General features: G+C 48.8%; 21 protein-coding genes. 11 read left to right on the forward strand and 10 right to left on the reverse strand.

From position 1 onward, the window contains the following. Window positions 1–120: 120 nt before the first annotated feature. Window positions 121–1,365 (forward strand): MFS transporter, encoded by a 1,245-nt coding sequence (locus ELAC_RS02960; RefSeq protein WP_098037796.1) that lies wholly within the window; start codon window positions 121–123, stop codon window positions 1,363–1,365. A 349-nt stretch (window positions 1,366–1,714) separates the two neighbouring features. After that, window positions 1,715–1,864, forward strand: coding sequence for a hypothetical protein (locus tag ELAC_RS11820; RefSeq protein ID WP_204250523.1), 150 nt, complete (start codon window positions 1,715–1,717; stop codon window positions 1,862–1,864). 36 nt (window positions 1,865–1,900) lie between these two features. On the opposite strand, the gene ELAC_RS02965 is transcribed toward ELAC_RS11820, so the two are convergent. Next, window positions 1,901–3,442, reverse strand: a complete 1,542-nt coding sequence (locus ELAC_RS02965; RefSeq protein WP_098037797.1) for a serine hydrolase domain-containing protein — start codon at window positions 3,440–3,442, stop codon at window positions 1,901–1,903. A 281-nt stretch (window positions 3,443–3,723) separates the two neighbouring features. Here ELAC_RS02965 and ELAC_RS02970 point away from each other — a divergent pair, with 281 nt between their 5' ends. Both ELAC_RS02970 and ELAC_RS02975 read left to right on the forward strand, forming a co-directional pair. Further along, complete coding sequence (locus ELAC_RS02970; RefSeq protein ID WP_158227793.1) at window positions 3,724–5,109, forward strand: tetratricopeptide repeat protein; 1,386 nt, start codon at window positions 3,724–3,726, stop codon at window positions 5,107–5,109. Window positions 5,110–5,164: 55 nt separating this feature from the next. Beyond that, window positions 5,165–5,629 carry a hypothetical protein gene (locus ELAC_RS02975; RefSeq protein ID WP_098037799.1) on the forward strand — a complete coding sequence of 155 codons (465 nt, stop codon included), beginning with the start codon at window positions 5,165–5,167 and terminating at the stop codon, window positions 5,627–5,629. Between the two features lie 13 nt (window positions 5,630–5,642). On the opposite strand, the gene ELAC_RS02980 is transcribed toward ELAC_RS02975, so the two are convergent. From ELAC_RS02980 to ELAC_RS03000, 5 genes are all read right to left on the reverse strand, one after another. Beyond that, window positions 5,643–6,257: an alpha/beta hydrolase gene (locus tag ELAC_RS02980; protein WP_098037800.1), complete on the reverse strand. Its 615-nt coding sequence runs from the start codon at window positions 6,255–6,257 to the stop codon at window positions 5,643–5,645. Window positions 6,258–6,259: 2 nt separating this feature from the next. Next, the gene (locus ELAC_RS02985; RefSeq protein WP_098037801.1) at window positions 6,260–7,213 is read right to left on the reverse strand and encodes a ring-cleaving dioxygenase; all 954 of its coding nucleotides are present in this window, start codon (window positions 7,211–7,213) and stop codon (window positions 6,260–6,262) included. A gap of 311 nt (window positions 7,214–7,524) precedes the next feature. Continuing rightward, a complete protein-coding gene (locus tag ELAC_RS02990) occupies window positions 7,525–7,731 on the reverse strand; it encodes a hypothetical protein (protein ID WP_098037802.1) in 207 nt (68 codons plus the stop codon). Between the two features lie 310 nt (window positions 7,732–8,041). Further along, complete coding sequence (locus ELAC_RS02995) at window positions 8,042–9,946, reverse strand: RasGEF domain-containing protein (protein WP_098037803.1); 1,905 nt, start codon at window positions 9,944–9,946, stop codon at window positions 8,042–8,044. Window positions 9,947–10,246: 300 nt separating this feature from the next. Next, window positions 10,247–10,576, reverse strand: coding sequence for a BON domain-containing protein (locus tag ELAC_RS03000; RefSeq protein WP_098037804.1), 330 nt, complete (start codon window positions 10,574–10,576; stop codon window positions 10,247–10,249). Window positions 10,577–10,778: 202 nt separating this feature from the next. Between ELAC_RS03000 and ELAC_RS03005 the strand changes: the two genes are divergently transcribed. Continuing rightward, window positions 10,779–11,210, forward strand: coding sequence for a DUF2177 family protein (locus ELAC_RS03005; protein WP_098037805.1), 432 nt, complete (start codon window positions 10,779–10,781; stop codon window positions 11,208–11,210). 20 nt (window positions 11,211–11,230) lie between these two features. Here ELAC_RS03005 and ELAC_RS03010 read toward each other — a convergent pair whose 3' ends face one another. Next, window positions 11,231–11,611, reverse strand: coding sequence for a DoxX family protein (locus tag ELAC_RS03010; RefSeq protein WP_098037806.1), 381 nt, complete (start codon window positions 11,609–11,611; stop codon window positions 11,231–11,233). Between the two features lie 271 nt (window positions 11,612–11,882). On the opposite strand from ELAC_RS03010, the gene ELAC_RS03015 reads away from it, so the two are divergent. From ELAC_RS03015 to ELAC_RS03040, 6 genes are read left to right on the forward strand one after another with little or no spacing between them, the layout of a single operon-like run. Further along, window positions 11,883–12,881 (forward strand): AAA family ATPase, encoded by a 999-nt coding sequence (locus ELAC_RS03015; RefSeq protein ID WP_098037807.1) that lies wholly within the window; start codon window positions 11,883–11,885, stop codon window positions 12,879–12,881. A 9-nt stretch (window positions 12,882–12,890) separates the two neighbouring features. Beyond that, window positions 12,891–13,802 (forward strand): DUF58 domain-containing protein, encoded by a 912-nt coding sequence (locus ELAC_RS03020; protein WP_098037808.1) that lies wholly within the window; start codon window positions 12,891–12,893, stop codon window positions 13,800–13,802. After that, window positions 13,799–14,269 carry a DUF4381 domain-containing protein gene (locus ELAC_RS03025; protein WP_098037809.1) on the forward strand — a complete coding sequence of 157 codons (471 nt, stop codon included), beginning with the start codon at window positions 13,799–13,801 and terminating at the stop codon, window positions 14,267–14,269. Before ELAC_RS03020 ends, ELAC_RS03025 begins: the two co-directional genes overlap by 4 nt. A gap of 1 nt (window position 14,270) precedes the next feature. Then, window positions 14,271–15,287 (forward strand): vWA domain-containing protein, encoded by a 1,017-nt coding sequence (locus ELAC_RS03030; protein WP_098037810.1) that lies wholly within the window; start codon window positions 14,271–14,273, stop codon window positions 15,285–15,287. Continuing rightward, window positions 15,277–17,019: a vWA domain-containing protein gene (locus ELAC_RS03035; RefSeq protein WP_098037811.1), complete on the forward strand. Its 1,743-nt coding sequence runs from the start codon at window positions 15,277–15,279 to the stop codon at window positions 17,017–17,019. Before ELAC_RS03030 ends, ELAC_RS03035 begins: the two co-directional genes overlap by 11 nt. After that, on the forward strand, window positions 17,013–18,500 hold the full coding sequence (locus tag ELAC_RS03040) for a BatD family protein (protein WP_098037812.1): 1,488 nt from the start codon (window positions 17,013–17,015) through the stop codon (window positions 18,498–18,500). Before ELAC_RS03035 ends, ELAC_RS03040 begins: the two co-directional genes overlap by 7 nt. A gap of 130 nt (window positions 18,501–18,630) precedes the next feature. Here ELAC_RS03040 and ELAC_RS03045 read toward each other — a convergent pair whose 3' ends face one another. The 3 genes from ELAC_RS03045 to ELAC_RS03060 form a co-directional block, all read right to left on the reverse strand. After that, window positions 18,631–19,158, reverse strand: coding sequence for a ku family containing domain-containing protein (locus ELAC_RS03045; RefSeq protein ID WP_098037813.1), 528 nt, complete (start codon window positions 19,156–19,158; stop codon window positions 18,631–18,633). A 331-nt stretch (window positions 19,159–19,489) separates the two neighbouring features. Next, window positions 19,490–20,875: an MBL fold metallo-hydrolase RNA specificity domain-containing protein gene (locus ELAC_RS03055; protein ID WP_098037815.1), complete on the reverse strand. Its 1,386-nt coding sequence runs from the start codon at window positions 20,873–20,875 to the stop codon at window positions 19,490–19,492. Continuing rightward, window positions 20,865–21,611, reverse strand: a complete 747-nt coding sequence (locus ELAC_RS03060; RefSeq protein WP_204250525.1) for an LOG family protein — start codon at window positions 21,609–21,611, stop codon at window positions 20,865–20,867. The genes ELAC_RS03055 and ELAC_RS03060 overlap by 11 nt, the downstream gene beginning before the upstream one ends. Window positions 21,612–21,859 lie beyond the last annotated feature (248 nt).

Here is a 21,859-nt window from a genome sequence, read left to right on the forward strand (position 1 = left end):
TCCCCTCCTCCTTCTGTGCCCACAGGCACAGTAACATATTCATCTATCCATATAATTTTTTTTCGTTGTTAACCTGGGTCGAATGGGCCTGAAGATTCAAATCGTTTAGAGGATCGTGTCATGAAATTTTCTGCTTCCAACTCACGCACTTTTGCGTGGGGAGTATGGATTATCGCTTCCGTATTTTACGCATACCAATACATTTTAAGGGTGATGCCGAACATCATGTTGAATGACATCATGGAGCAGTTCGGGATCGGCGCTGCAGCCTTCGGGCAGTTTTCCGGGGTTTACTACATCGGCTATTCGCTGCTCCACCTGCCAATCGGCATCATGTTGGACCGCTACGGTCCGAAGAAGATTATGACCTTGTGCATCCTGTGCACTGTAGTGGGACTGACGCCTCTTCTGTTTGCCGAGCACTGGATGTATCCGATTGCCGGACGCTTCCTGATCGGCCTCGGCTCCTCGGCTGCCATATTAGGGGTTTTTAAAATCATCCGCATTACATTCGACGAGCGCACCTTTCCCAGGATGCTGAGCTTGTCGGTGATGATCGGGTTGATTGGCGCGATCTATGGCGGGGGCCCGATCAGCTATATGCGAGAGCATTTTGGGTATCAGTTGGTGGTGCAGTCCCTGGCTATTGGCGGACTGTTGCTCGCGGCACTGACCTATTTTGTAGTTCCTGACATCAAGGAATCATCGGAAAGACCTGTGACCTCCGATATCAAGGAGGTTTTGACTAACGGCCGCGTTGTCTGGTCGTGCCTGTTTGCCGGAATGATGGTAGGGCCTCTGGAAGGTTTTGCCGATGTCTGGGGTACTGTCTTCTTGAAGACTGTCTATGGCTATGAGGGGACGATCGCAGCAGGGCTGCCCTCGATGATGTTTGTGGGGATGTGTTTTGGAGCGCCTTTCTTAAGCTGGATCGCCGAGAAAGTAGGAAGTTATCAGGTCACTATCATGGGTGCCGGAGCTGCCATGGCTGCTTGTTTTGCGGCGCTTCTGATGTGGCAGTTGCCATCGTGGGGGGTATCTTTCAACTTCATCGTGGTGGGTGTTTGCTCGGCCTATCAGATCCTTGCGATCTATCAGGCCTCGACCTACGTCAGGGAACAGGTGGCCGGTTTGACAACCGCCGTTGCCAACATGATTATCATGATTTTTGGCTACGGGTTTCATACGGCCATTGGCGGCATCGTCAACGCGATGGGCGGACCTTCTGTCTCCAATGCTCTGATCTATGGCACGGTTGTGGTTCCGATCACGCTGGCCGTCGGTACGGCGGGCTTTACTCTGCTCTATCTTTTCGATAAGACGGGCAGCTCCAAGGCGATCAAAGAGCCGGCTTCCACGCGCTAAACTTCAAATCAAGCCAGGGCGATAACTTTATAACCCTGGCTTGTCGTTGATTTCTGCTCCAATTCTCGGATCCTTCAGAACGAAGCGGAAAAAAGCTCCTAAGGCTGACGAAGTCTCTCAGATTCTTCCGGGGCAAGACCATCGCACTCAAGCAAGGGGAGTCTCGTAGGGGTGTTCTGCTACTTTAGGATAGTTTCTCCCAAACTAAACGGAATTCTTTGCGCTGTTTTTTTTAACGATTCACGGTCGCAATTACCTTATATATAAAAAATTAGTATCAGGCTTTACAAATAAAATATTTGTTAATAGGGTGAGATAAGGCTTAGGCTATGCAAAGGAGTATAAAGTCATGACTATTACAAGAAATATTGGATTCTTGCTACTTGCGATCTATTTAATTCTCGTGGGGATTGTTGGTTTGGCGGCGATAGCCCTCCCTCCAATTATTTTCCCTTTATTGGCTCTAGCATCAGGAATTTTCATTCTGATCGGAAAATAACTTTCGGGAGCGGTTTTATCTTTCGGCAGTTTCTGATTATACCCAAATTTTGAGACAATTTTGGTATAGAGGCAAGAGCCTTGGCGAGAAGCTGCCGAAGCCCCCTCTTCGAATGCATATTTTATTGTAGACCGTTTTATTCCCCTTGGGGTCGGTGATCGTCAAGATCTGGGGCTGCCCTTCGCATCCGTGAAAATCAACGTTTACATCATCTTCCTGGATAAAGAATACGCAGTTGCCAAAATGGCGTAACCTCAGCGGTGCGACGCCGTTGTTCATATCGATATAGAGCTCGGTACCTAGCGTTTTAATCTCGATAGTCCCTTCTTTGCTTGTGTATTTTCCCGTGAGTTCGTTCAGCCGCAGGAAGTCTAGGGGAGTCGTCTTTTTCTCGATCGGTTCATTGTTCGGCCATTGGTAGCTATCGGCGATGCTGTTTGTAATCTCTTCCATCAGCGGCCAGCCCGCATCGTTATTCATCAAGATGACAACTCCCTTGCCCTGATAGGCGTAGGCATAAAGGCGCGCGATGAACCCTGCGTCTTGGCCGCCATGGGCAAAAATCAGATCTTTTCCGTAATTTTGGAGGAAAAATCCGAGTCCGGCATCCGTTTCTTGACCTCCCGCCCTTTGCCGCTGAAGCATTGTGGTGATAGTGGATTCACTCAAAAGGGGGCCCGGCCTTCCATTAAGCACCGTTTGAATATAGGTCACAAAGCGAGCTAAATCTCTGGAGGTTGTCCACAGTCCGGCGGCCCCCATCTCCGGATAGAGGTGCCAGTTTCCTTCGACTTTGACGCCGCCCAGATGGTGGCCGTAAGCGGCGTAACGGGCGTCAGCTAAGGGCAAAGGCTGTTTGAAGGTGCTCTCTACCATTCCTAAAGGCCTTAAAACATGGGTCTGCATCCAGAGCTCAAACTTTTCTCCTGTGATCTCCTCGATTAAGAGTTGGACGATCGTCGTTCCGCCTCCGGAGTATCTTAAGGCAGATCCGGGCTTTGCGATGACGGTGACCGGCTCTGTGTTGACGAGCGGTTTCTTGCCTTCCAACACCTCTAAAGTCGTGGGGAGCTGATCTTTAATGGAATAGCCGGGAAATCCGCTGACGTTAGTGCCTGCCGTATGCGAGAGCAGACGCCTCAATGTCACCTTCTCGGTACTTGTGAACTCATTTTCTGGCACCTGCCATTTTTTTAGGTAGCGGTTTACATCGTCGTCAAGCGAGAGTTTTCCCTGTTCAACGAGCAGAAGCGCGCCAAACGCAGTGAGCGGCTTGCTGATGGAACCGGCTTGAAACAGAGTTTGTGTCGTGACAAGAGGGCTGTCCGGCTCCACCCCAAATCTTCCGTACCCTTGGGTCCATTCAATTTTACCCTCATTGATCACAGCAATGCTGACGCCGGGGACTTTGTAGTATTCCATTCTTTTGACGAGATCCATTTTTTCAGCAGGATGGCCGGTAATGAGTACTTTCTGACGAAGACCCTGCTCCACGCCTCTCCGTTTGGCTGTTTGATCTTCGTCTGTCAAAGTGAGACTGCCTGCGAGGAGCCCTAAAGTCAGAATGAGAGCTTTCATAAATTGGATGTCCTGAAGTTTGTAAATTCCTCTTTGGAGTGATACAATATCTAAAGGGTCTTTGAATTGGAGTATACCGAAAGTATCTCAAAATTTGGCATGGGGACTTTGAAAAAACCTCGGGATTGAAGGCTTTAAGTCACCTCATGTTTTTAATATTAGGTGATTTGTAATCTTTCCGTCAGGGGGCTTTGAGAAAGCCCCCATGCCAAATTTTGAGATACTTTCTGTATAAATTCTAAGTCCATCAGGGAATATCGGGGTATGCCATGTATTCGGCTATGCAGCCACTTCAATCGCCACACTCTTGTAAATCTTCGGTGCACAACGGGGCTCTCGAGGATAGTTCTGAGAGGCTTTCTCCAAAGGAAAATAAGAGACAAAGAGAGCGAATAGCAAAACTGGGGCTTTTGGAAATGGAAGCGGGAAGGGGAGATCTCCCTTCTGCACTGGCATTGGCAAGAATCTACTATTTTGGAAAAGATGCTGCCGAGGATAAAAAGAAAGCTTTCCGCTATTTTCAAATGGCGGCGGATTTGGGGAGTGATGAAGCCCGCAACAGTCTGGGGGTGATGTTGCTAAGAGGGGAGGGAGGTCCGCTTGACAAAACAGCAGCGCGCCGCCAATTCAAATGGGCCGCACAAAATGGACACGGAAGAGCCCTCTATAATTACGGCATCTGTCTCCTAAATAGCAACAGCAGCACCAAAGCGCAAAAAATCCTCGACATCTTCACTTCTTGCGCAGAAACCCTAAATATTAGGGAGGGGTATTCGGCTCTTGGTATCCTCTACTATGAAGGGAGAATTGTTACTAAAGATCTTGAGAAATCAATTCGCTTGTTTTCCTTGGCTTCCGACAAAGGTTGCGCCTTTGCCAAGCGCTGCCTTTCGGTAATATTGCTTACAAAAAAGAGCTCGTTCGCGGAGAGGATGAAGGGGCTTGATCATTTGAAGTGTCTGGCGGCCTTGGGTGGGCCTCAGGATCAATATGACTATGCAACGGCATGTTTGACATACGGAAGCGGCCTCTCTTATCAACGTGCCTTTTTTGAATACTGCACCATGGCGGCAGCGGCAGGGCATTTACCAGCCCTTTATCAACTTGCCCTCCATTTTGAAGAAGGAGACGGCGTCGAACCTAATATAAGTTTAGCCAAAAAGCTATATCGGCTGGCCTCTGATCAAAATTGCAAAATCTCTTTAATTCGACTGACGAATTTGAACGCGGATGAATTGGGAGTCCCGGACACTCCTGCCCATCAGCACAGCCTTGACTGGCACATGAGGCTGAAGCTGGTCATCTGCGAGCTTAATGCTGTACTCCTAAGGGAACATGAGCTTTTAGAGGACAGCAGGGAAGCTATTTATCTCAAGGACAAACAAGACCCTCATGTGCGGTACCTCCTTGGATGTGCTTTCTATTCGGGAAGGGGAGTCGAGAGGGACCGCGCTCTTGCCCGGGAGCACTTTCGTCAGGCAGCTTTACGATCGCATCTTGAAGCCCGCCATCGCCTTGCAAAGATGCTTTGGAAAGGCGAGGGGGGTGTGCAGGATAAAAACGAGGCGCTCTTCCAACTCAAGATGGCTTCTAAATGTGGTCATGAGCAGGCATTTTGGATCTACTGTCGGTTATCAATGACTGTGAAAAAAGAAGTTCCCGGATAGAGATGCAATATTAATACGAAGGTGCTATTGTTGGCGAAAACCCTTTTAGGTACTCATGAAAACAGACAATTTCTCTCAAAAGATCGGCTATCCCTTATTAGTTATGGCTATTTTTTTATGGATCGGGTTTGTGTGCTCGATCAGCTTTATGGAAGCGTGGGTGAAGTTCAGGACGCCGAATATGACGTTGCCTGTAGGACTGGCCATTGGCAAGGTCGTCTTTGCAGCGCTGAATAAAGTGGAGTGGGTATTTGCGGGTGTCATCGCCTTCATTACCTTTTATCGGGGGGCAGGAGGCAAGCGATCGGTTTTGGTCGGCATACCCATCGCTATCTTGTTGATTCAGACTTTTTATCTACTCCCTGTCTTGAACGCCAGAGCGGACGCGCTTTCGCAGGGTCTTAGCCTTCCCCAATCTTATGGGCACTTCTACTATATTTTCGTAGAGGTAGTCAAAGTGGGAACTCTGCTGGCTCTCGGAATCTTGGCGATTGGCGATTTGAGGGGTAAACAGACTTAGCCCAGGGTAGCGATTAGGGGGAAAAGAAGGTCTCTTTCACGCTCTTGATTTCATCTTCGACAATTGTGTGATCTCTTCCCTCATAGATCTTCAAAGTGACAAGCGCTCCCAGCTTTTCCATCAGTGTTTTTGACTCCTGCGACCTCCTCAAAGGGATGTGGGAGTCGTGATCGCCATTGCTGATAAATACCTTTGTTCCTTTAAAATCTCCTCGGTATCTATTTTCTCTCACCTCTTTACCGATCAATCCTCCTGTGAAGGCGATGATGCCGCCATAGAGCGTAGCGGATCTGGCAGTCACCTCTAGGGCTAGGCATGCCCCTTGCGAAAAGCCGGCGATGAAGATCCTATTTTTGAGCATGTGGGAGGCCGTCTCTTCGATCAACTCCTGTATGCCGCTTATGGATTGGGAGAGATAGGGTTCGTTGAACGTCTCATCCTCTAAGAAGCTGTGCGGGTACCACACGTTACCGACAGCCTGTGGAGCGGCGATATAATAGTCATCACCGCATAGCAGTTCGGAGAGGCTCAGAATACCTCGGGCTGTTCCGCCTCTTCCATGCAGCAGTATCAATGCTCCGGAGGCATCGGAAGCGGGAGGTCCTCGGTGCAATACGTTTTTGATCATCTTCAATCAGCAAACCTTGCTATTTCGATTTGAATGGGAGAAAGGGCTTTTTCTATGGAGCTCCTGTTCGGTTCCTGCCAGGGAGGTAATTGCAGTGAAGAGCCAAGTTTTTCGAGTGGTTCATCCACAGTAAATCCGGGTGGAAGAGTGGCTATCTCAAAGAGAGTGCCCCCCGGCTCTCTGAAATAGATCGAGTGAAAATATTCTCTGTCGAGCACAGGGGTGACGTTAAGGCCTTGCTCAATCAGTATTTGCCGCGCTTTCATCTCTGTCTCATCATTTGGCGTCGCGAAGGCAACATGATGCACCGTACCGAAGCCGCTCACTCCTCTAAACGCCTCCGGTGTGCAAAGAATGTCTACAAAATCCCCCGGCTTGCCACTAGCTGAGTAGCGGAAGCGATTATCTTTTTCAGCGATTAATACGTGATCCATCTGCCGCATGAGTAATTCGGCTGTTTTTTCGTGGCACTCCTCGGACAGAGTTATGCCGTAAAATCCCCGGATGGCAAACTCGGTGGGCACATTGCCATAGGTGAAGCCGGCTCTTCTGTCTTCGTTATTTGCCACAAGCTCCAGGCCAAGCCCGTCATAGTCTTCAAAGACGATAACGATCTCGTTAAATCGCGGCTTTGGACTTTCGTGGCGAATGTGAAACTTATCCAGTCGCCGGATCCAGTAGTCGATAGCACTTTCAGGGATGGAAAACGAGGTTGCCGTCAGCTGTCCTTTGCCCTTCCTTCCCCGCGGAATTTCGGGGGACGGGAAGAAGGTCATGATGGTTCCCGGTTCCCCCTTTTCGTTGCCATAGTAAAGATGGTAGACGTCGGGAGCGTCGAAGTTGACAGTCTTTTTCACAAGCCTTAAGCCCAGGATGCCCGCATAAAAATCGACGTTCTTCTGTGCGTCCGAGGCTAATGCTGTAATATGGTGGATTCCTGTGACTAGCTGATGCATAGCGCCCCTTGATGACTTGTGAACAGATCCTCTTCTAATCCATTCTTCATTTCTTTACCAATCGATGGGGGAGGAGTACCTTCTAGCCTTAGATAAGCCAAGGTTTTTTATGTGGTGAGTAGCTTCAATCTGTCCTGGCAAAGGAGCGAAAGGTTTTAAGATGACCATGTAATTTAGCCTCGCCTGCAAAATTCTGCCAGCTCGGGCACGTAGGTGAGGGCAACAATTGGATAAGGGCATCTTCTTAGAAACCTATCTCCAAGGGTCCTTTTATTTCTTGATGGCCCTCTTAGACACTCTTCAAAGTGCGGTTATCTTTTTGTTTTGGCAGCCAGGAAGAGCAATAGGATTGTAAGGGCGCCGCTGCCGGCCAAGATGTATTGATTCATCTCATAGGTGAGTGAGAAATTTTTTAGATGCAAGGGAAGATCGAAGTAATAAGGAAGGAGTGCATGGCTGACCGTGTGAAAAAAGGCTGCACCGGCCAAGAAGATATACCAATTTTTTAATGAAAACATACGCTCTCCAACTTGTATTGCTAGTTGATGGTTTTTAAATATAAATTTTTAAATCATCTACATAAGAGATAATGATTCATTTGTCAAGCATTCCTAAAACATGGAAAGTGTCTTAAAATTCGGAACAATCGCTATTTACGCCACTTCCACTTTGAGTAGAAATATAGCCTATCATCCTCCGGTAACGAGTCCCATTCTCCGGCTTTCCAAGCCTGCTCCTCGATGAGCTCTATTTTTACCGGTGGGCAGGGAATGGGCTTGCCAGGCTGGGCTTTCATTAGATCGGAAGCGCAGTCTGTCAGAGGCGGTCTTATGGGGAGAACCGTCTTATGGGGAGAACCGCCTTTAAGAGATGACGGCTTTTGTCGAAAGATCCCACGAGGGCTTTGACAACCTCTACCTGCTCCTGATTTCTTTTCACTTCGCACGCCATAGTGAGTTCATGTGAGATAAGGCCTAAATAGGGAATGACCGGGTATTTGCTCTCTTTGCAAAATGCTCGATAGTTTTTGTAATTATTGTTGGGGTCAAAGATTTGCTCGATCGCGCGCAGATTCAATCTCTCCTTTCTTCCAATTTTATCTTCGAGCTTTAGGCTCGCAACACCGACGGTGTTTATGCCGGCGTAAATTGCCTGGGCGACAAGTAAATTCACATAAGGCGCCTCTAGTGCCTCGTATGCGAGCTTGATGCATGTTTCATAATTTGCGAGCATCTGCGATTTGCTGTCTGCCATCACCACACTGTGGCCGACTAGCGAAGCGAGGCTATTGAATAAATCGGTTATCGTAAAGGGGGGGGGTTCCTTGCTCTTTATAGCCGATGTGGAAGCCGTCTCAGAACTGCTAGTATCCTCTGAGGAGTTTGATGTAGCGGTCGCACTTTCGGCAAGATACTTAACAACGTTAGCACATAGATCGCTTGCCTCAGTTTTTCGCATCAACCTCACACACTCGGTATTGAGATCGGATAGGATCGCTTTTCGGCACGATTCGGAGCCGCCTGTTTCGAATAGCGTTTTCCATGCGTTGGTGAGGAGTTTTGACTTTTTTCCTTCGTGAAGCTGGTTGACAGCGGAATACAGGGGCATTGCCAGTATCTCGACTTCAATTTTAAAGCAGTCGACGACGGTAGAGTTCTGAAATAGAGACTGGGCAACCTCAGAAAGCTTGAAAAAGAGGTCTTGCGGTGCCATGGGCCTTTCTTTCAGGTAGGACAGGTATTGTTTTAAAAAGTTGACGCGGTGGCTGTGAGAAAGGGCGGTGAACTGCCCGGTTTCATAAAATTGCTTTTCGAACTCCTTTTCCGGGGTGTCGGGTCTACTCAGGGTGGTAAGAGCTGGCTGCAAGGGGGCACTTTCGTCTTTCTGCAGTAGGGAAAACAGACTTTTGTCGCTCTTCCTTTTCAATTTTCTGAGGGTGCTTAAGCTTTTAGAAACGACGTTGTCATCCTCAGAGGTCAGATCATGTGCCATCTCGTCTGCGGCATGCATTGAAGTGTTGCCGTTTCGGTCTAGGAGGGAAAAGCAGATGTTTCTGCTGAGAGACTGCCGCAGTTTTTCGTTGCATTTAAGCAGCGTGTAATAATAGACCTTGCTGCGATAGGTGTTTGAGTTGGGGTTCAACATCTCCATGAAAGTTGATCTAGACGCGGCAAGTGCCTTAAAAAGCGGCAATTTAGTCTCAGCCGCTTTTTTAATGTCGTGCAAGAGGACATGATGAACGAATCGGTACCTGAGCAGCTTTTCCTGATTGACGAGTCCGCCGCATTTTCGCAAGTTACCGTCCGGGCACGTTGTCATAATCGCCATGTAGTGATTGGATTCTGACGTCATGAGCGTGAAATCGATCAGATGATGAAGGATAGACCAGGCGGGATCAAACGGGGTTTGCAAGATGGTGTCGATATCGCTAAACAGATTGTCTTCAGGTTCTATGATTCTCGCGATGGAGAGGGTTTTGGAAAGGAGATCGGCATTGTGCTCGATCTGAAAGCGCATGTAGTAGTCGCGCAAGATTTGCCTGATAGCCTGAACTTGCCATCGACTCATTTTGAAAGCTGTCTTTTTCTGACCGTCCGAGAGCGCGTCGACTCGTAGCATATAGTCTTTAAAGAACTGGGTGATGAAGGAGTGGGAAGAAATCGCTTTTTGATCAAGGAGGCTATGCCAACCCTCTTCCAAAATGATGGGCGCCTTGATCGCTTGAACTGTCATGTTTCCTCCCTTATTCTCCTTAACAAGACTCTTTGCTGAAAGTAACTTAGTACGGTTTTATTCAGTATATTGGCTCTCTGTTAAGCGGTATATATATTCCCGTGAGAGTGCCTATGTTTTGTGGAGCGAAATTGAGAAGGGCGTGTTCTTTGCCTATGCCGAAAGGATCTGAAATTGGGTATATCGCGATAGCCCTTATACCTTTCTCAAGAAGGTGTTTCGTGTGTGCTATACTTTTTGATGATCATTTGTGAAGTGGCTTTCCCGCGGCAGCTAATATACCTACCTTCTGGGTTCCTTCTATTCTGAAGGCGCGGAATTCTTCTCCTTGGGTTTTGCCTGCGGCTTTTGCTGGACGCGCAGCTTGTTGATGACATTGGCGACACCTTGTGTCTCGAGGACCTCTTTTTCGAGGCGGGCTCTGTCTTCGTCTGTTTTAATAGAACCGGTCAGGGTGACTTCACCATTTTTAACCTGGATCGATACACGATGCATCCCTTGAGAAAACCATCCGGTACGCAATCTATCATTGACGCGTCTTGTGATTTCTTGATCGGTGGCTTTGGCAGTCCCTGCGAATGCCGGGGAGGCAAAGGTGAGAAAGAGAGCTATCGTTAAGAACCTGAACATGTTTTACTTCCCGGCTTGCTGAAAATTTCGGTATTACACCGAAGGTGTCTCAAAATTTGGTATATCACAGTCATAGTAAGGGGAGCAATATGTGTAAACCTTTTTCGGATTTAAAATGAACTCAATCGCTTCAAAATTCTGAGATACTTTCGGTACAAATAAAATAGTTGTTAAAAAAGAGGGAGCAAATGAATGTTAGGACATGAATATTAAAAATGAAACTATAGAGCTGAAAGTGTACCTGTTTTCTTTTTTTATCATCATGATTTCCATGCTTGTTATAGATGGAATATGGCTTGCGGTCATGTTTAAGCGGTTTTACGCTCACCAGATAGGTAGCTTGCTTAAAGAGTCGGTATCTCTTTTGCCGGCCCTCCTTTTTTATGTTCTGTATGGAGTCGCTCTCTCTGCCTTGGTTGTTGCGCCTGCGTTAAAACACAACACGGGATACCTGGAGGTGCTCATGCTGGGGGCGCTTTTTGGCATGGTTACATATGGAACCTATGACCTGAGTAATCTTGCCACACTCAAAAATTGGCCGTGGATCGTTACCGTTGTTGATATCGCCTGGGGAAGTGTATTAGCGGGATTACTCAGTGTGATAGCGACCTTTACGACTAGGATTTTTTGGTAAATCCTGTTGCTGGCTTTGACTTAAAGGTACCACTGGAGAGAATCCATGCAGATGCCGATGCTGCAAACGAGCATGATGAATGCCGGCATGGATTTCATATAGGGGTCTTTGACTTTTAAATGCATGGCTATGGCGCCCATCATCAAAAGGGAAACCACAGCGGCAGCAGGAAACACGAGGTAAGGTAGCCACAATCCTAAAATAAGCAAGAGAGCGGCGCTAATCTTGATTAATCCCACAGCATAAAAGGCCCACGCGGGAAGTCCATACGCCGCGAATTCCTCCTTCAATGATTTGCCATCAGACCCTCTGTAGGGTGTTTCTTGGTTCCGTCTTAGGATCCAAACATTCAGTAAACCGAAGGCTACAATTAGCTGAAGAAATAGGGTGACGCACTGCATGGTGGATTTCTCGCTTAAAAAAATATTTATGTCTTTTTAGCCGAAGCTAGACTCCGGATCATTTCATTTCAAGAGAAATAGATTTCCCCTCATTCAACTTCTCGTGGCTCATGGCGCTGTCTTTAGAAGGATTTCTGATTGTAAGGCTCTTAGGCGACACTCCAAAAGATTTTTTATGATTCGAAAATTTTGGTTATCAAATTTTATTCGCTTGCTATAATACCGCTTCAATTGAAGCTCAAGCACGTTTTTTATCCTGTAGAGGTGAACTATGCGATCTGTTCAAGCAGAAGAAAGAGAAACCTTTAAAAAAGCGGCGCGCCATCCGCTCTCCAATCTTTTAGAGTCCATCCAAAGCAAAATCATCGGCCAGCATCAGATAATCGAGCAGATGCTGGTGTGCCTTTTAACGGATGGGCATGCGCTTCTTGAGGGAATGCCGGGCCTTGCCAAGACACGCTCCGCAAAAGCTATTGCCGATGGTATTAAAGGCGATTTTCACCGCATTCAGTTCACACCCGATCTACTGCCGTCCGACCTGATCGGAACTGAGATCTATGTCCACGAAAAAAGCGACTTTGTCTTCCGCAAGGGGCCTCTCTTTAACAACATCTTGCTTGCCGACGAGATCAACCGCGCCCCTGCCAAAGTGCAGTCCGCTCTCCTTGAGGCGATGGAAGAGAAGCAAGTCACCGTAGGCCACAAAAGCTATGCGTTGCCTGAACTGTACATGGTGATCGCTACGCAAAACCCTATCGAACAGGAGGGGACCTATAACCTGCCTGAAGCGCAGCTCGACAGATTCATGATGCACCTTGAAGTGAAATATCCCACTCATGATGAGGAGCTGCAAATCGTTGAGCTGGATGAGAAGCGCCAGCAGCACACCAAAGAATCGCCCCTTCCGCTGACGACAGAGGAAGAGGTGTTAGCCGCCCGTCAGGCCGTATCCCGTCACTACATCTCCGACAGCTTAAAGAAATATGTCGTCTCACTCGCCTCCGCCACCCGCACGCCGGAGAAATATGACAGGGAACTGGCCAAATGGATTGTTCATGGAGTGTCTCCCCGGGCGACGATTGCCCTTATCCGTTGCGCCAAAGCCTTGGCCTGGCTGAGAGGGGACGAGTATGTGACTCCCTCACATATTCATGAGGTGGCATTTCCGGTATTAAGGCATCGCATCTATCCCTCCTTTGAATCGGAAGCCGACGGCATTTCGCGCAATACGATGATTCAAAAACTCCTGGATGTGGTGGCTATTCCTTAGGGGGTGACCATGCTGTATCCCGATTTTGACGAACTGATCTCTTATAAAGACCGTAAGCTGGACAAGATGGAGCTGTCCCGCCGCAAAGTGAGTTCGACCACCGCGGGCAACCACCACTCTCCCTTTAGGGGCAACGGCCTGGATTTTGATTCCGTCCGGGAATATGTGCCTGGAGACGATATCCGCAATATCGACTGGAGAGTGACGGCACGCACAGGATCGCCCCATTTAAAGCTGTTTAGGGAAGAGAAAGAGCGCCATACGATCATCTCCGTGGATATGAACGCCACTATGCGCTTTGGTACAAGGAACACCTTCAAATCAATTCAGGCAGCAAAATGCGCTTCTCTTCTTGGATGGCGAGCTCTTGCCCATCAGGATCGCGTCAGCGCCTGTTTTTTTGGCGATGTGCAAGGAGGGCTGCACTACTTTTCCTCCAAGCGCTCACAAAAAGCGCTCTGTATGATGCTTAAGACTCTTACCGAGCCGCCGGCGGAGCAGCATCAGATTCCTTTGGAGTCTGCCTTGCAGCATATAGCAAGAGCGGCCCACCCAGGGTCTTTGATCTACTTGATCAGCGATTTTATGGACCTTTCGCCCTCTTTTCAGACCGATTCGGGATTAAGCCGGCTTTGTAAAACCTGCGACATTGTCTTTATTTCCATCAATGATATAGCAGACAAGGCTTTAGCTTCGGCCGGAGTCATCGCTTTTTGCGGGCAGGGAGGGGAGAAGATGTATGTCAACACCGACAGCATCAAAGGACGCAAGAGCTATGCAGCTCTCTGGGATGAAAATCGCCAAGCTTTAGACACCATCACCAAACGATTTAAAATCCCGCTGATTGCGTTTTCGACAGAGTCCGATATCCCGCGTGAACTCCCTTTAAGCTTAAAAAAAATCGCGAAGAGGAAGAAATGACACCCCTAATGGATCAGCTGCACGATATTGAAGGACTTGATGCGGTCAGCGCCTGGCCGCTTGCTATCGGTTGGTGGGTTTTGATTAACTGTGGAATACTTCTCCTTCTGGTTACTCTCTGGTTTTTGAAGAGGCGCTTTGACTATTTACGCAGCTGGAAAAGGGACGCTTTTCATAAGTTGCAGGCCCTTGAGAAAAATCTCTCACCCGAAACTTCCAGGGAAACGGTGGTGTTACTATCGCAGTATTTACGCCGCATCGCTTTTTGCTCATTTCCCCGTAAGGAGTGCGCCGGACTTGTCGGCGACGCTTGGCTTGAGTGGTTGCAAAAGCATGATCCTAAGCAGTTTGATTGGAGTCGGAAAGGAAAGCTGCTGGTGGAAAGCCCCTATGCTCCGGCAGAAAGCACGCTTCCTCTACCTGAGATCAAAGAGTTGATTTACGCTGCCAGACAATGGGTGTGTTGATATGTTCCATTTTGCCTCTCCCTGGTTTGCTCTCCTATTTCCGCTGCCGCTGCTGATCCGCTGGCTCTTTCCGGCGCCGCCTAAAGAAGCCGAGGATGAAGCCGCCGAGATCCGCTTTCCTGCCCTGCAGCGGCTGAGAAATGTCTATCCTTCCTCGCCTGCCGTGGCACCAAAGAGTAAATCCCTTTTTTTTATCCTGCTGTCGCTCTCGTGGGCTATGCTGATCCTTGCCCTGATGCAGCCGGAAAATGTAGACCAGTTTCGCCAATCCAAAAATAAGGGCTACGATCTCATGTTGGCAGTCGACATCTCCGGTTCCATGCAGGCGCTGGATTTTTCAACGCCGGTAAAGGCGATTAATCGCCTGGATGTGACGAAAGAGGTTGTGGGCAATTTTGTTAAAGAGCGGCAGGGGGATCGATTGGGGTTGATTCTCTTCGGACAGAGCGCCTATCTGCACGTGCCGCTGACCCTGGATGCCGCTTCGGTAAGCCGGATGCTCAATGACGCCTTTCCCGGTATGGCGGGCAATGCGACAGCGATCGGCGATGCAATCGGGCTAGGGGTCAGAACCCTTCGCGAGCGCCCGGAGGGATCGCGCGTCCTCGTCTTGTTGACCGATGGCGAGGATAACGCCAGCAGCATACCGCCTCTTGAAGCTGCCAAACTGGCCAAGCAGTATGGTATCCGCGTCTACACCGTCGGCATCGGCAGCAAGGGACTAGTGCCTTTTCCTAATCAGCTTGGCGGATACTCGATGGGAGAGGTGGCGATGGATGAGGAGCTGCTTAAAGAAATTGCCAAAGAGACGGGAGGCGAGTATTTTTCAGCGACAAACAAGAAGATGCTGTCTGAAATTTATGCCAAGATCAATGAGCTTGAAAAGAGCGAAGCGAATGAAACGACGTTTCTGATCCGTGAGCCTCTTTATCAATATCCCTTAGCCTTATCTCTTCTTCTTCTGCTCTCTCTCACCCTGTCTCAGCTCTTACATAGGAGGGAGGTCTATGGATCTTAGTCAACTGCACTTCTCGCACCCCCTTTGGCTCGCTCTGCTGCTAGCGATTCCGCTCGTTGGCGGTCTCTATTTTCTTTACTACCGAAGGCAGCAGCCTCTGCATCAGCTTGAGAAGTTGATCGACAAGCATCTGATTCCCTATCTTCTTCTGCAAAAAGGGCTGAAGAGGGAAAAATCCAGGAGACAGGTCTTAATCTGGTCGATCGCCTGGTGCTTGCTAGTGCTTGCTCTGGCAGGCCCTCGTTGGAGCTTTCGGGAGATTGATACCTTTAGCCGCGACCAAAGCCTTGCGATCCTTCTTGATCTTTCCGAGTCGATGAATGTGCAAGATGTCTTGCCATCGCGTCTGGGGAGAGCAAAGCAAAAAATCGAGGACCTGCTGAGCATGTCCAAGGGAGTGAAGGTCGGTCTCATCGCCTTTGCTGCAGATCCGCACATGATCGCGCCGATGACCGACGATAAAGAAACGATCCGTCATCTTCTTCCCTCGCTAGATACCGATCTTGTCTTCGTGCAGGGAAGTAAACTGACGCCGGCCCTTGAGATGGCCGGCACCATGCTCGAAAACGAGCCGGGCACTAACAAGGCCATTGTCGTGATCAGCGATGGCGGTTTTGGCGATGCGAGTGCCATTCACACAGCAAAAACTTTGGCAGATAAAGGGATCGTCCTTCATACCATGGGGGTCGGCTCTCCGGAAGGGGCGCCCCTTAAAAACCGGCAGGGCGCTGTTCTTAAAAAAGACGGCGCAGCCATCTTGTCGAAGCTGGAGAAGGAGAAGTTCCGTGAGATCAGCAAAATGGGTAATGGCCGCTATTTTGACGCTGATCACTCGCAAGAGGCGGCTCTCATCTTCGAGGATTTAAAGAAACGCGCCAACCTCCAAAAAGAGGTGCAAAAGACAAGAACGCTTTGGGATGAGCGGTTCTATCTCTTTCTCTTGCCAGTCCTCCCTCTTTTTCTTTTTTGGTTTCGAAGAGGCTGCCTGTTCTCTCTTCTGCTGTTTACCGCGGCACCCTCTTCCGCTCAGGCATCCCTGCCAAGCTTTTTTTATAACGAGGAACAGAAAGCTTCTCAGGCTTATGAAAAGGGGGATTACCAGACAGCGGCGGATACTTTTGAAGATCCCTACAGAAGGGGAGTTGCCTATTACCGCATGGGCGATTATCAGTCTGCCGAGGAGATGTTTGGCCAGTCTACACGCCCCGAAGTAGCCTCGATGGCAGCGTATAATTTGGGCAATGCGCTTGCTAAACAAAATAAGCTGCAAGAGGCGATTAAGGCATATGAGGATGTGCTTGAGAAATGGCCGGACCACAAGCTGGCCAAAGAGAATCTGGATCTCATCAAAAAGATGCTTGAAGAGCAACAGCAACAAAATCAAAACGAAGACAAATCGAATCCCGAGGATCAACAACAGAAAGAGGATGAGCAGGATTCTTCGCCTCAAGAGAATGAGAACGAACCCTCCCAAAAACCCTCCAGTGAGAAGGAATCCTCCAAGAACCCTAACGAGCAGAAAGAAGCTGATCGGCCAGAAAAGCAAGAACAACCTTCCAAGGCGGATCATCAGCTACAAACAGCCGCGAAACCACAGCCGAGATCCCAAGAAGATCTGGATGCGGATCTTTGGCTCAATCAGATAAAAAGCGATCCTAAGTCATTTTTGAAGACGAAGTTTTATCTTGAATCCAAGAGAAATGGCACTAAAGAGGAAGTTGACCCATGGTAAAGAAGACCTTTTTTCTCACCTCAGCATTTTTCTTCAGCATGATAGCTGCTGTTTTTGCAGGTGAGTTTACCGCCAGCGTCAGCACAAGTGATGTGCGCCTCCATGAGAGTTTTTCTTTGATCCTGACTCTCAAAGACACTTCTGCAAATGACACACCGTCTCTCTCTGCTCTTAAACAGCACTTTTCGATCAGCTCTCCGCAAAAAGGAACCACCACCACGATCATCAACGGGAAGGCCTCATCCAATGTTACCTGGAAGTTTTCCTTAACCCCCAAATCGGAAGGTGCCCTGCAGATCCCGGCCTTTACGGTAGACACCCCTGACGGTCCTCTTTCGACGCAGCCGATTACCATCAACGTGTCAAAAGGGGCGTCGCCAAAGTCTCTTGAGGAGAGCCTCGGATTGAATGTCATCAACGAAGTCAGTCACGCCTCTCCCTATAAAAATGAGCCCTTTGTCTATAAAGTGATACTGACTTCGAAGCTGCCGCTCTACAATATTCAATCCTACTCCTTGCAAGTCGACGATGCGATGGTGGAGCTTGTAGAGAAACCTAAACTGCTGGAGAAGATTATCGGCGGGGTGGCGCTAAATGTCGTGGAGTATAACTACCTGATCACACCCCTGAAATCCGGGTCTCTCACGATTCCGCCTATGGTGATACAGGGGGCAATCCCGCAAAAAAGAAAGGCGCGTTCCGCATCCTATTTTGACGATGAGCTCGATCCCTTTGCCCTGATGCAAGGCTTGGATCGACTTAGCCCCTTCACGATGACCTCTGACGAAATTAAGCTGGAGATTCAGCCTCCTGTCAATGGAATGTCGCCCTGGCTGCCCGCAAAAGCGCTCACCCTTCAAGAGCTGTGGCCGAAAGATCAGCAACTACGGGTCGCCGAACCCTTTTCTAGGGGGCTGGTGATTGAAGCTGATGGCCTCAAAGCGAGTCAACTCCCCAACCTTGCGGAGCTGCAAAACCTCAGCACCTCTTTTAAAGTTTATGCCGATAAACCTGAAGAGCAAGAAAAAGTGTCCAGGGGAGGGATCCACAGCTCCCGTAAAGAGCAATACACTCTGATTCCGCAGCAGGCCGGAACCTGGACTTTACCCGAGATTTCTATCGAATGGTGGGACAGTGTTAAGAAGGAGAAGAGAACTTCGAAAATTCCAGCGCGTGAGGTGACCATTTTGCCGGGTGCCTCCCAACCACAAGAAGTTGCGCCTCCGCCATCAGCGCCTGTTTCTAATGAAGCAGCGCCCGCTTCCTCTGAATCAACGCTTTGGCTCTATGGCACGATTGCAGCCCTGTCTTTTTTACTTGCCGCAGCCTTGCTTTGGATAATCATCCTGCAACGGAAAATCCACAGCCTAACCGATGGTGTCACTCCTAAGCCCGCCGCCCGAAGTGCGACGAAAATGCCTCTAGATTCTGCTAAGAAAAAGGAGAAAAAAGAAAAGTTGCCTGACCTTAATCCCACGTAGGTTTTGGGGATTAACCCTCATGTGCCTTTTCTTATCTTAATACAGGGTGGCAACTAGATAGCCAAATGTCTCAAAATTCAAAATTTTGAGACATTTGTATAGCACAACTGTAGGTGGTGCGTTTTTTTCTCTAGCGCGCGGATTTGCTTTTGACCCCGGCTTTCGTTCCTTTTTTCGCAACCGGTGCGCGCTTTTTTGCGCCTTGCGTCGCTACTTTCTTTTTCGCGGGGAGGGAGCGCTTAGCGGAACCTTTTGCTACAGCTGCCTTTTTAGCAACAGGAGCGCGCTGCTTGGCGCTCTTTGGCGCAGCTTTTTTAGGCGCTTTCGCTCTCGCTGCGGGGCTGCTCTTTTTGGCAGCTTGACGCGAAGGGGCTGTACGGGAAGCGGCCGATGACGATCCTTTTTTTACAGCTTTTGAACGCGTAGTCGAAGCGGCTTTGGCTGTGGGTTTGTGGGCCTGTCCACGCTTAGGGGCTGCTTTGGCTTTTACAGGTGGCTTTGAAGCGGCTCCGGCACGCTTTGCTTTCGCAGCTCCGGCAGCAGTTGTTTGCTTAGCGGATTTTACTCCCGCTTTCTTCTTTACGCTGGCAACCACAGTGGTTGACTTTCCCTGACTCTTGGTACTCTTAGCGCTTGTTTTTTTCTTTTTTTCTGGCATAACGTCCTTCCTTCAAATTTAGTATCACTCAATTCTCTTTATAGTAATAAAATTATATTTTGAAACGATTTTCTTTTTCATGTGGGCAGGCTGCATTAGATATTGTACTTTGGTGAGGCTTGTGAATATGTTCAGACATTGCTGTAAGCGGTGTTTTGCCATCGACCGCACAATTTGACGCAAAACAAAAAAAAGCATCGTTTGGAGGACGCAGAATCTCTTTTTATGGCACACCCGATCCTTTCCCATGAAGAAGAACACCCTCTTCTTCCAAATAACGAAAGCGTCTCAAGAGAGCCTTTCGTTATAAATCGCATCAAGGATGCGGAGACTAAATCTCGACAGTTTCGTTGAGTTCGGGCAAGAGGGGCTTTAAACCATATTTTTTCTCGATCTGGTCTGCGAGTGTTTCTCTTTGAAGATTTTCACCGTGGGTGAGAACAACTTTTGGCTTCATTTGTCCCAGCGAGCTAAACCACTTCAATAGATCGCTTTGACCGGCATGGGCGGAAAATCCGTTCAAAGTGTGAATCTGAGCACGAACAGGGATGGTTTCTCCATGAATTTTTACTTGCGTTGCCCCATCGACGAGCTGCCGGCCAAGTGACCCAGAACCTTGGTACCCTACGATGAGAACTTGCGTTTCCTGATGCGGCAAGTTGAACTTCAGATGATGCTGAATACGGCCGGCATTGCACATTCCCGCTCCCGCCAAAATAACGCAGGGCCCTTCGATGGAGTTAAGTTGCTTGGACTCTTCCATCGAGACGCAAAATTGAAACCAATTGCGGTCTAGGGGCAGCAGTCCCTGGCGCTTCCAGTCGGTGGCCTCCTCATCGAAGAGGTCGGGATGTTCAGCAAAAACTTTTCCTGCTCGGATCGCCATCGGGCTGTCGACAAAGACCGGGAAGTGGCGCACCTTCTTTTGGACGAAAAGGATCGCCAGGTGGTAGAGAATCTGCTGAGTGCGACCGATCGCAAAAGCGGGGATGAGAATCTTTCCCTTGCTCTCAACCGCTTTAAGAATGATCTCTTCAAATTCCTTTATCGTCTCGTTGTAGGGACGGTGGTCTCTGTTTCCATAGGTTGACTCCATGAAAACAAGGTCAGCGTGCGGTAGCTGCTCGAACGGACGGAGTATGGGTTGATCGATGGGGCCTAAATCGCCGGAAAAGACGACCACATGGGTTTTTCCCTTTTCGTGGACGGTCAGCTCAATGCTGGTGGATCCCAGCATATGACCCGCTTCAAAAAAGCGCGCGGTGATGCCATCGGCGACTGGAATATGTTGGTGCAGCTCAACTGTTTGACACTGAGAGCGGAATGAGAGAGTGTCATTGGGTGTATAGAGAGGTTCAACATGTCTCTCGGGGTGGTAGCGATTTTTACGGGCGGCATCCTGTTCCTGAATTTTGGCGGAATCCTTAAGAACAATTTCAGCGAGGTCAATGGTAGCATCGGTGGCGTAAATGGTGTTTTTAAAACCGTTTTTAAGGAGTAGGGGGATTCTTCCTGTATGGTCAAGGTGAGCATGGGTGAGCAGCAGGGCATCTAAGATTTTGGGATCGGTCCCTTCAGGCAGCCTGTTTTTCTCTTCCGTGTTTCTGCCTCCCTGAAACATTCCCGCATCAACCATCACTTTGGCATTTGCCGTCTCGATCAGGTAGGACGAACCGGTCACTTCACCGCCTGCGGCGCCGACAATCTTAATTTTCATGATTTGATCTCTTTGTATGGGGACTTTGCTCTTTAAGCCAGTTCTTGTGGTCTTTTTGCAAAAGGGCGATCGCCTCTTCCGGAGTGTGGACGCAATAAGGAATGTCAGTGTCTTCGGGATTGGTCAGTTTCCATTGTAGAAATTGGGTGCGGCTCCAATCTAGTAGGCCGTCCCACATTTTTCCCAAAAAGATTAGGGGAGTGTCCTTCCTGATATGGCCGACTTGGATGAGCTGCCAAACCATCATCGCTTCCAGTGTAGTTCCAACACCTCCGGGGACAATGACAAAGGCGTCAGAAGCGATTGCGAAATGGTGCAGCCTGGAAAAAAATGTTTCATGCTGATGGCCGGTCTCTACAAAAGGATTGACGGTTTGCTCAAAGGGCAGATCGACACGGATTCCAATCGATTGAGATCCTTTTGAATGTCCACCTTCTGTCGCTCCTTCATTAGCAGCTTGCATAAGTCCCGGCCCGCCTCCCGTCACGATGTCACAATCCATCTCGGCGAGGCTTTTAGCCAGCTGTTTAACTTGCGCGTAAGCAAAACTCTCCGGTTGTGCTCTTGCAGAGCCAAATATGGTTACGCGGTAGCGCTCGCGCCGGCTGGGGCGCAGGCGAGTTAAGTTGTTGACAGTTTTCCATAAGTTAAAGATTGAGTTGATGACGATCTCTTTGACAGCCTCTTCATCGGACAGTTTAACGATGTTTGCCGTTGTATTGGATTCTTCCGCCATGATTGGAACCTTTTCTTGTTATTGGTTAACATCACCGCAATCAGTACTCTTTACGATTCTTTATGGTTTATGTGCAAGGATCAGACAAGAATTTTCAACCCTATCCGTTTTTCAGGGATCTAGTAGGTGATGATTTAGCGAGCAGCGATGAAGTTATCTTCGATAGGAATACCAAGAGCTGACTGCGGCAATCGATATTCGAAGCGTCCGCACGTGAGAAATCAGGAATGTTAAGAGACTCCTTTCCC

Origin of the sequence: Estrella lausannensis (genome assembly GCF_900000175.1) — a bacterium.
Classification (GTDB): domain Bacteria; phylum Chlamydiota; class Chlamydiia; order Chlamydiales; family Criblamydiaceae; genus Estrella; species Estrella lausannensis.

What these genes read in the sequence shown, in the direction of transcription:
- ELAC_RS02960 (WP_098037796.1), top strand. Translation starts at nt 121, where the DNA reads ATGAAATTTTCTGCTTCCAACTCACGCACTTTTGCGTGGGGAGTATGG.
- ELAC_RS11820 (WP_204250523.1), top strand. Translation starts at nt 1,715, where the DNA reads ATGACTATTACAAGAAATATTGGATTCTTGCTACTTGCGATCTATTTA.
- ELAC_RS02965 (WP_098037797.1), bottom strand. Translation starts at nt 3,442, where the DNA reads ATGAAAGCTCTCATTCTGACTTTAGGGCTCCTCGCAGGCAGTCTCACT.
- ELAC_RS02970 (WP_158227793.1), top strand. Translation starts at nt 3,724, where the DNA reads ATGCAGCCACTTCAATCGCCACACTCTTGTAAATCTTCGGTGCACAAC.
- ELAC_RS02975 (WP_098037799.1), top strand. Translation starts at nt 5,165, where the DNA reads ATGAAAACAGACAATTTCTCTCAAAAGATCGGCTATCCCTTATTAGTT.
- ELAC_RS02980 (WP_098037800.1), bottom strand. Translation starts at nt 6,257, where the DNA reads ATGATCAAAAACGTATTGCACCGAGGACCTCCCGCTTCCGATGCCTCC.
- ELAC_RS02985 (WP_098037801.1), bottom strand. Translation starts at nt 7,213, where the DNA reads ATGCATCAGCTAGTCACAGGAATCCACCATATTACAGCATTAGCCTCG.
- ELAC_RS02990 (WP_098037802.1), bottom strand. Translation starts at nt 7,731, where the DNA reads ATGTTTTCATTAAAAAATTGGTATATCTTCTTGGCCGGTGCAGCCTTT.
- ELAC_RS02995 (WP_098037803.1), bottom strand. Translation starts at nt 9,946, where the DNA reads ATGACAGTTCAAGCGATCAAGGCGCCCATCATTTTGGAAGAGGGTTGG.
- ELAC_RS03000 (WP_098037804.1), bottom strand. Translation starts at nt 10,576, where the DNA reads ATGTTCAGGTTCTTAACGATAGCTCTCTTTCTCACCTTTGCCTCCCCG.
- ELAC_RS03005 (WP_098037805.1), top strand. Translation starts at nt 10,779, where the DNA reads ATGAATATTAAAAATGAAACTATAGAGCTGAAAGTGTACCTGTTTTCT.
- ELAC_RS03010 (WP_098037806.1), bottom strand. Translation starts at nt 11,611, where the DNA reads ATGCAGTGCGTCACCCTATTTCTTCAGCTAATTGTAGCCTTCGGTTTA.
- ELAC_RS03015 (WP_098037807.1), top strand. Translation starts at nt 11,883, where the DNA reads ATGCGATCTGTTCAAGCAGAAGAAAGAGAAACCTTTAAAAAAGCGGCG.
- ELAC_RS03020 (WP_098037808.1), top strand. Translation starts at nt 12,891, where the DNA reads ATGCTGTATCCCGATTTTGACGAACTGATCTCTTATAAAGACCGTAAG.
- ELAC_RS03025 (WP_098037809.1), top strand. Translation starts at nt 13,799, where the DNA reads ATGACACCCCTAATGGATCAGCTGCACGATATTGAAGGACTTGATGCG.
- ELAC_RS03030 (WP_098037810.1), top strand. Translation starts at nt 14,271, where the DNA reads ATGTTCCATTTTGCCTCTCCCTGGTTTGCTCTCCTATTTCCGCTGCCG.
- ELAC_RS03035 (WP_098037811.1), top strand. Translation starts at nt 15,277, where the DNA reads ATGGATCTTAGTCAACTGCACTTCTCGCACCCCCTTTGGCTCGCTCTG.
- ELAC_RS03040 (WP_098037812.1), top strand. Translation starts at nt 17,013, where the DNA reads ATGGTAAAGAAGACCTTTTTTCTCACCTCAGCATTTTTCTTCAGCATG.
- ELAC_RS03045 (WP_098037813.1), bottom strand. Translation starts at nt 19,158, where the DNA reads ATGCCAGAAAAAAAGAAAAAAACAAGCGCTAAGAGTACCAAGAGTCAG.
- ELAC_RS03055 (WP_098037815.1), bottom strand. Translation starts at nt 20,875, where the DNA reads ATGAAAATTAAGATTGTCGGCGCCGCAGGCGGTGAAGTGACCGGTTCG.
- ELAC_RS03060 (WP_204250525.1), bottom strand. Translation starts at nt 21,611, where the DNA reads ATGGCGGAAGAATCCAATACAACGGCAAACATCGTTAAACTGTCCGAT.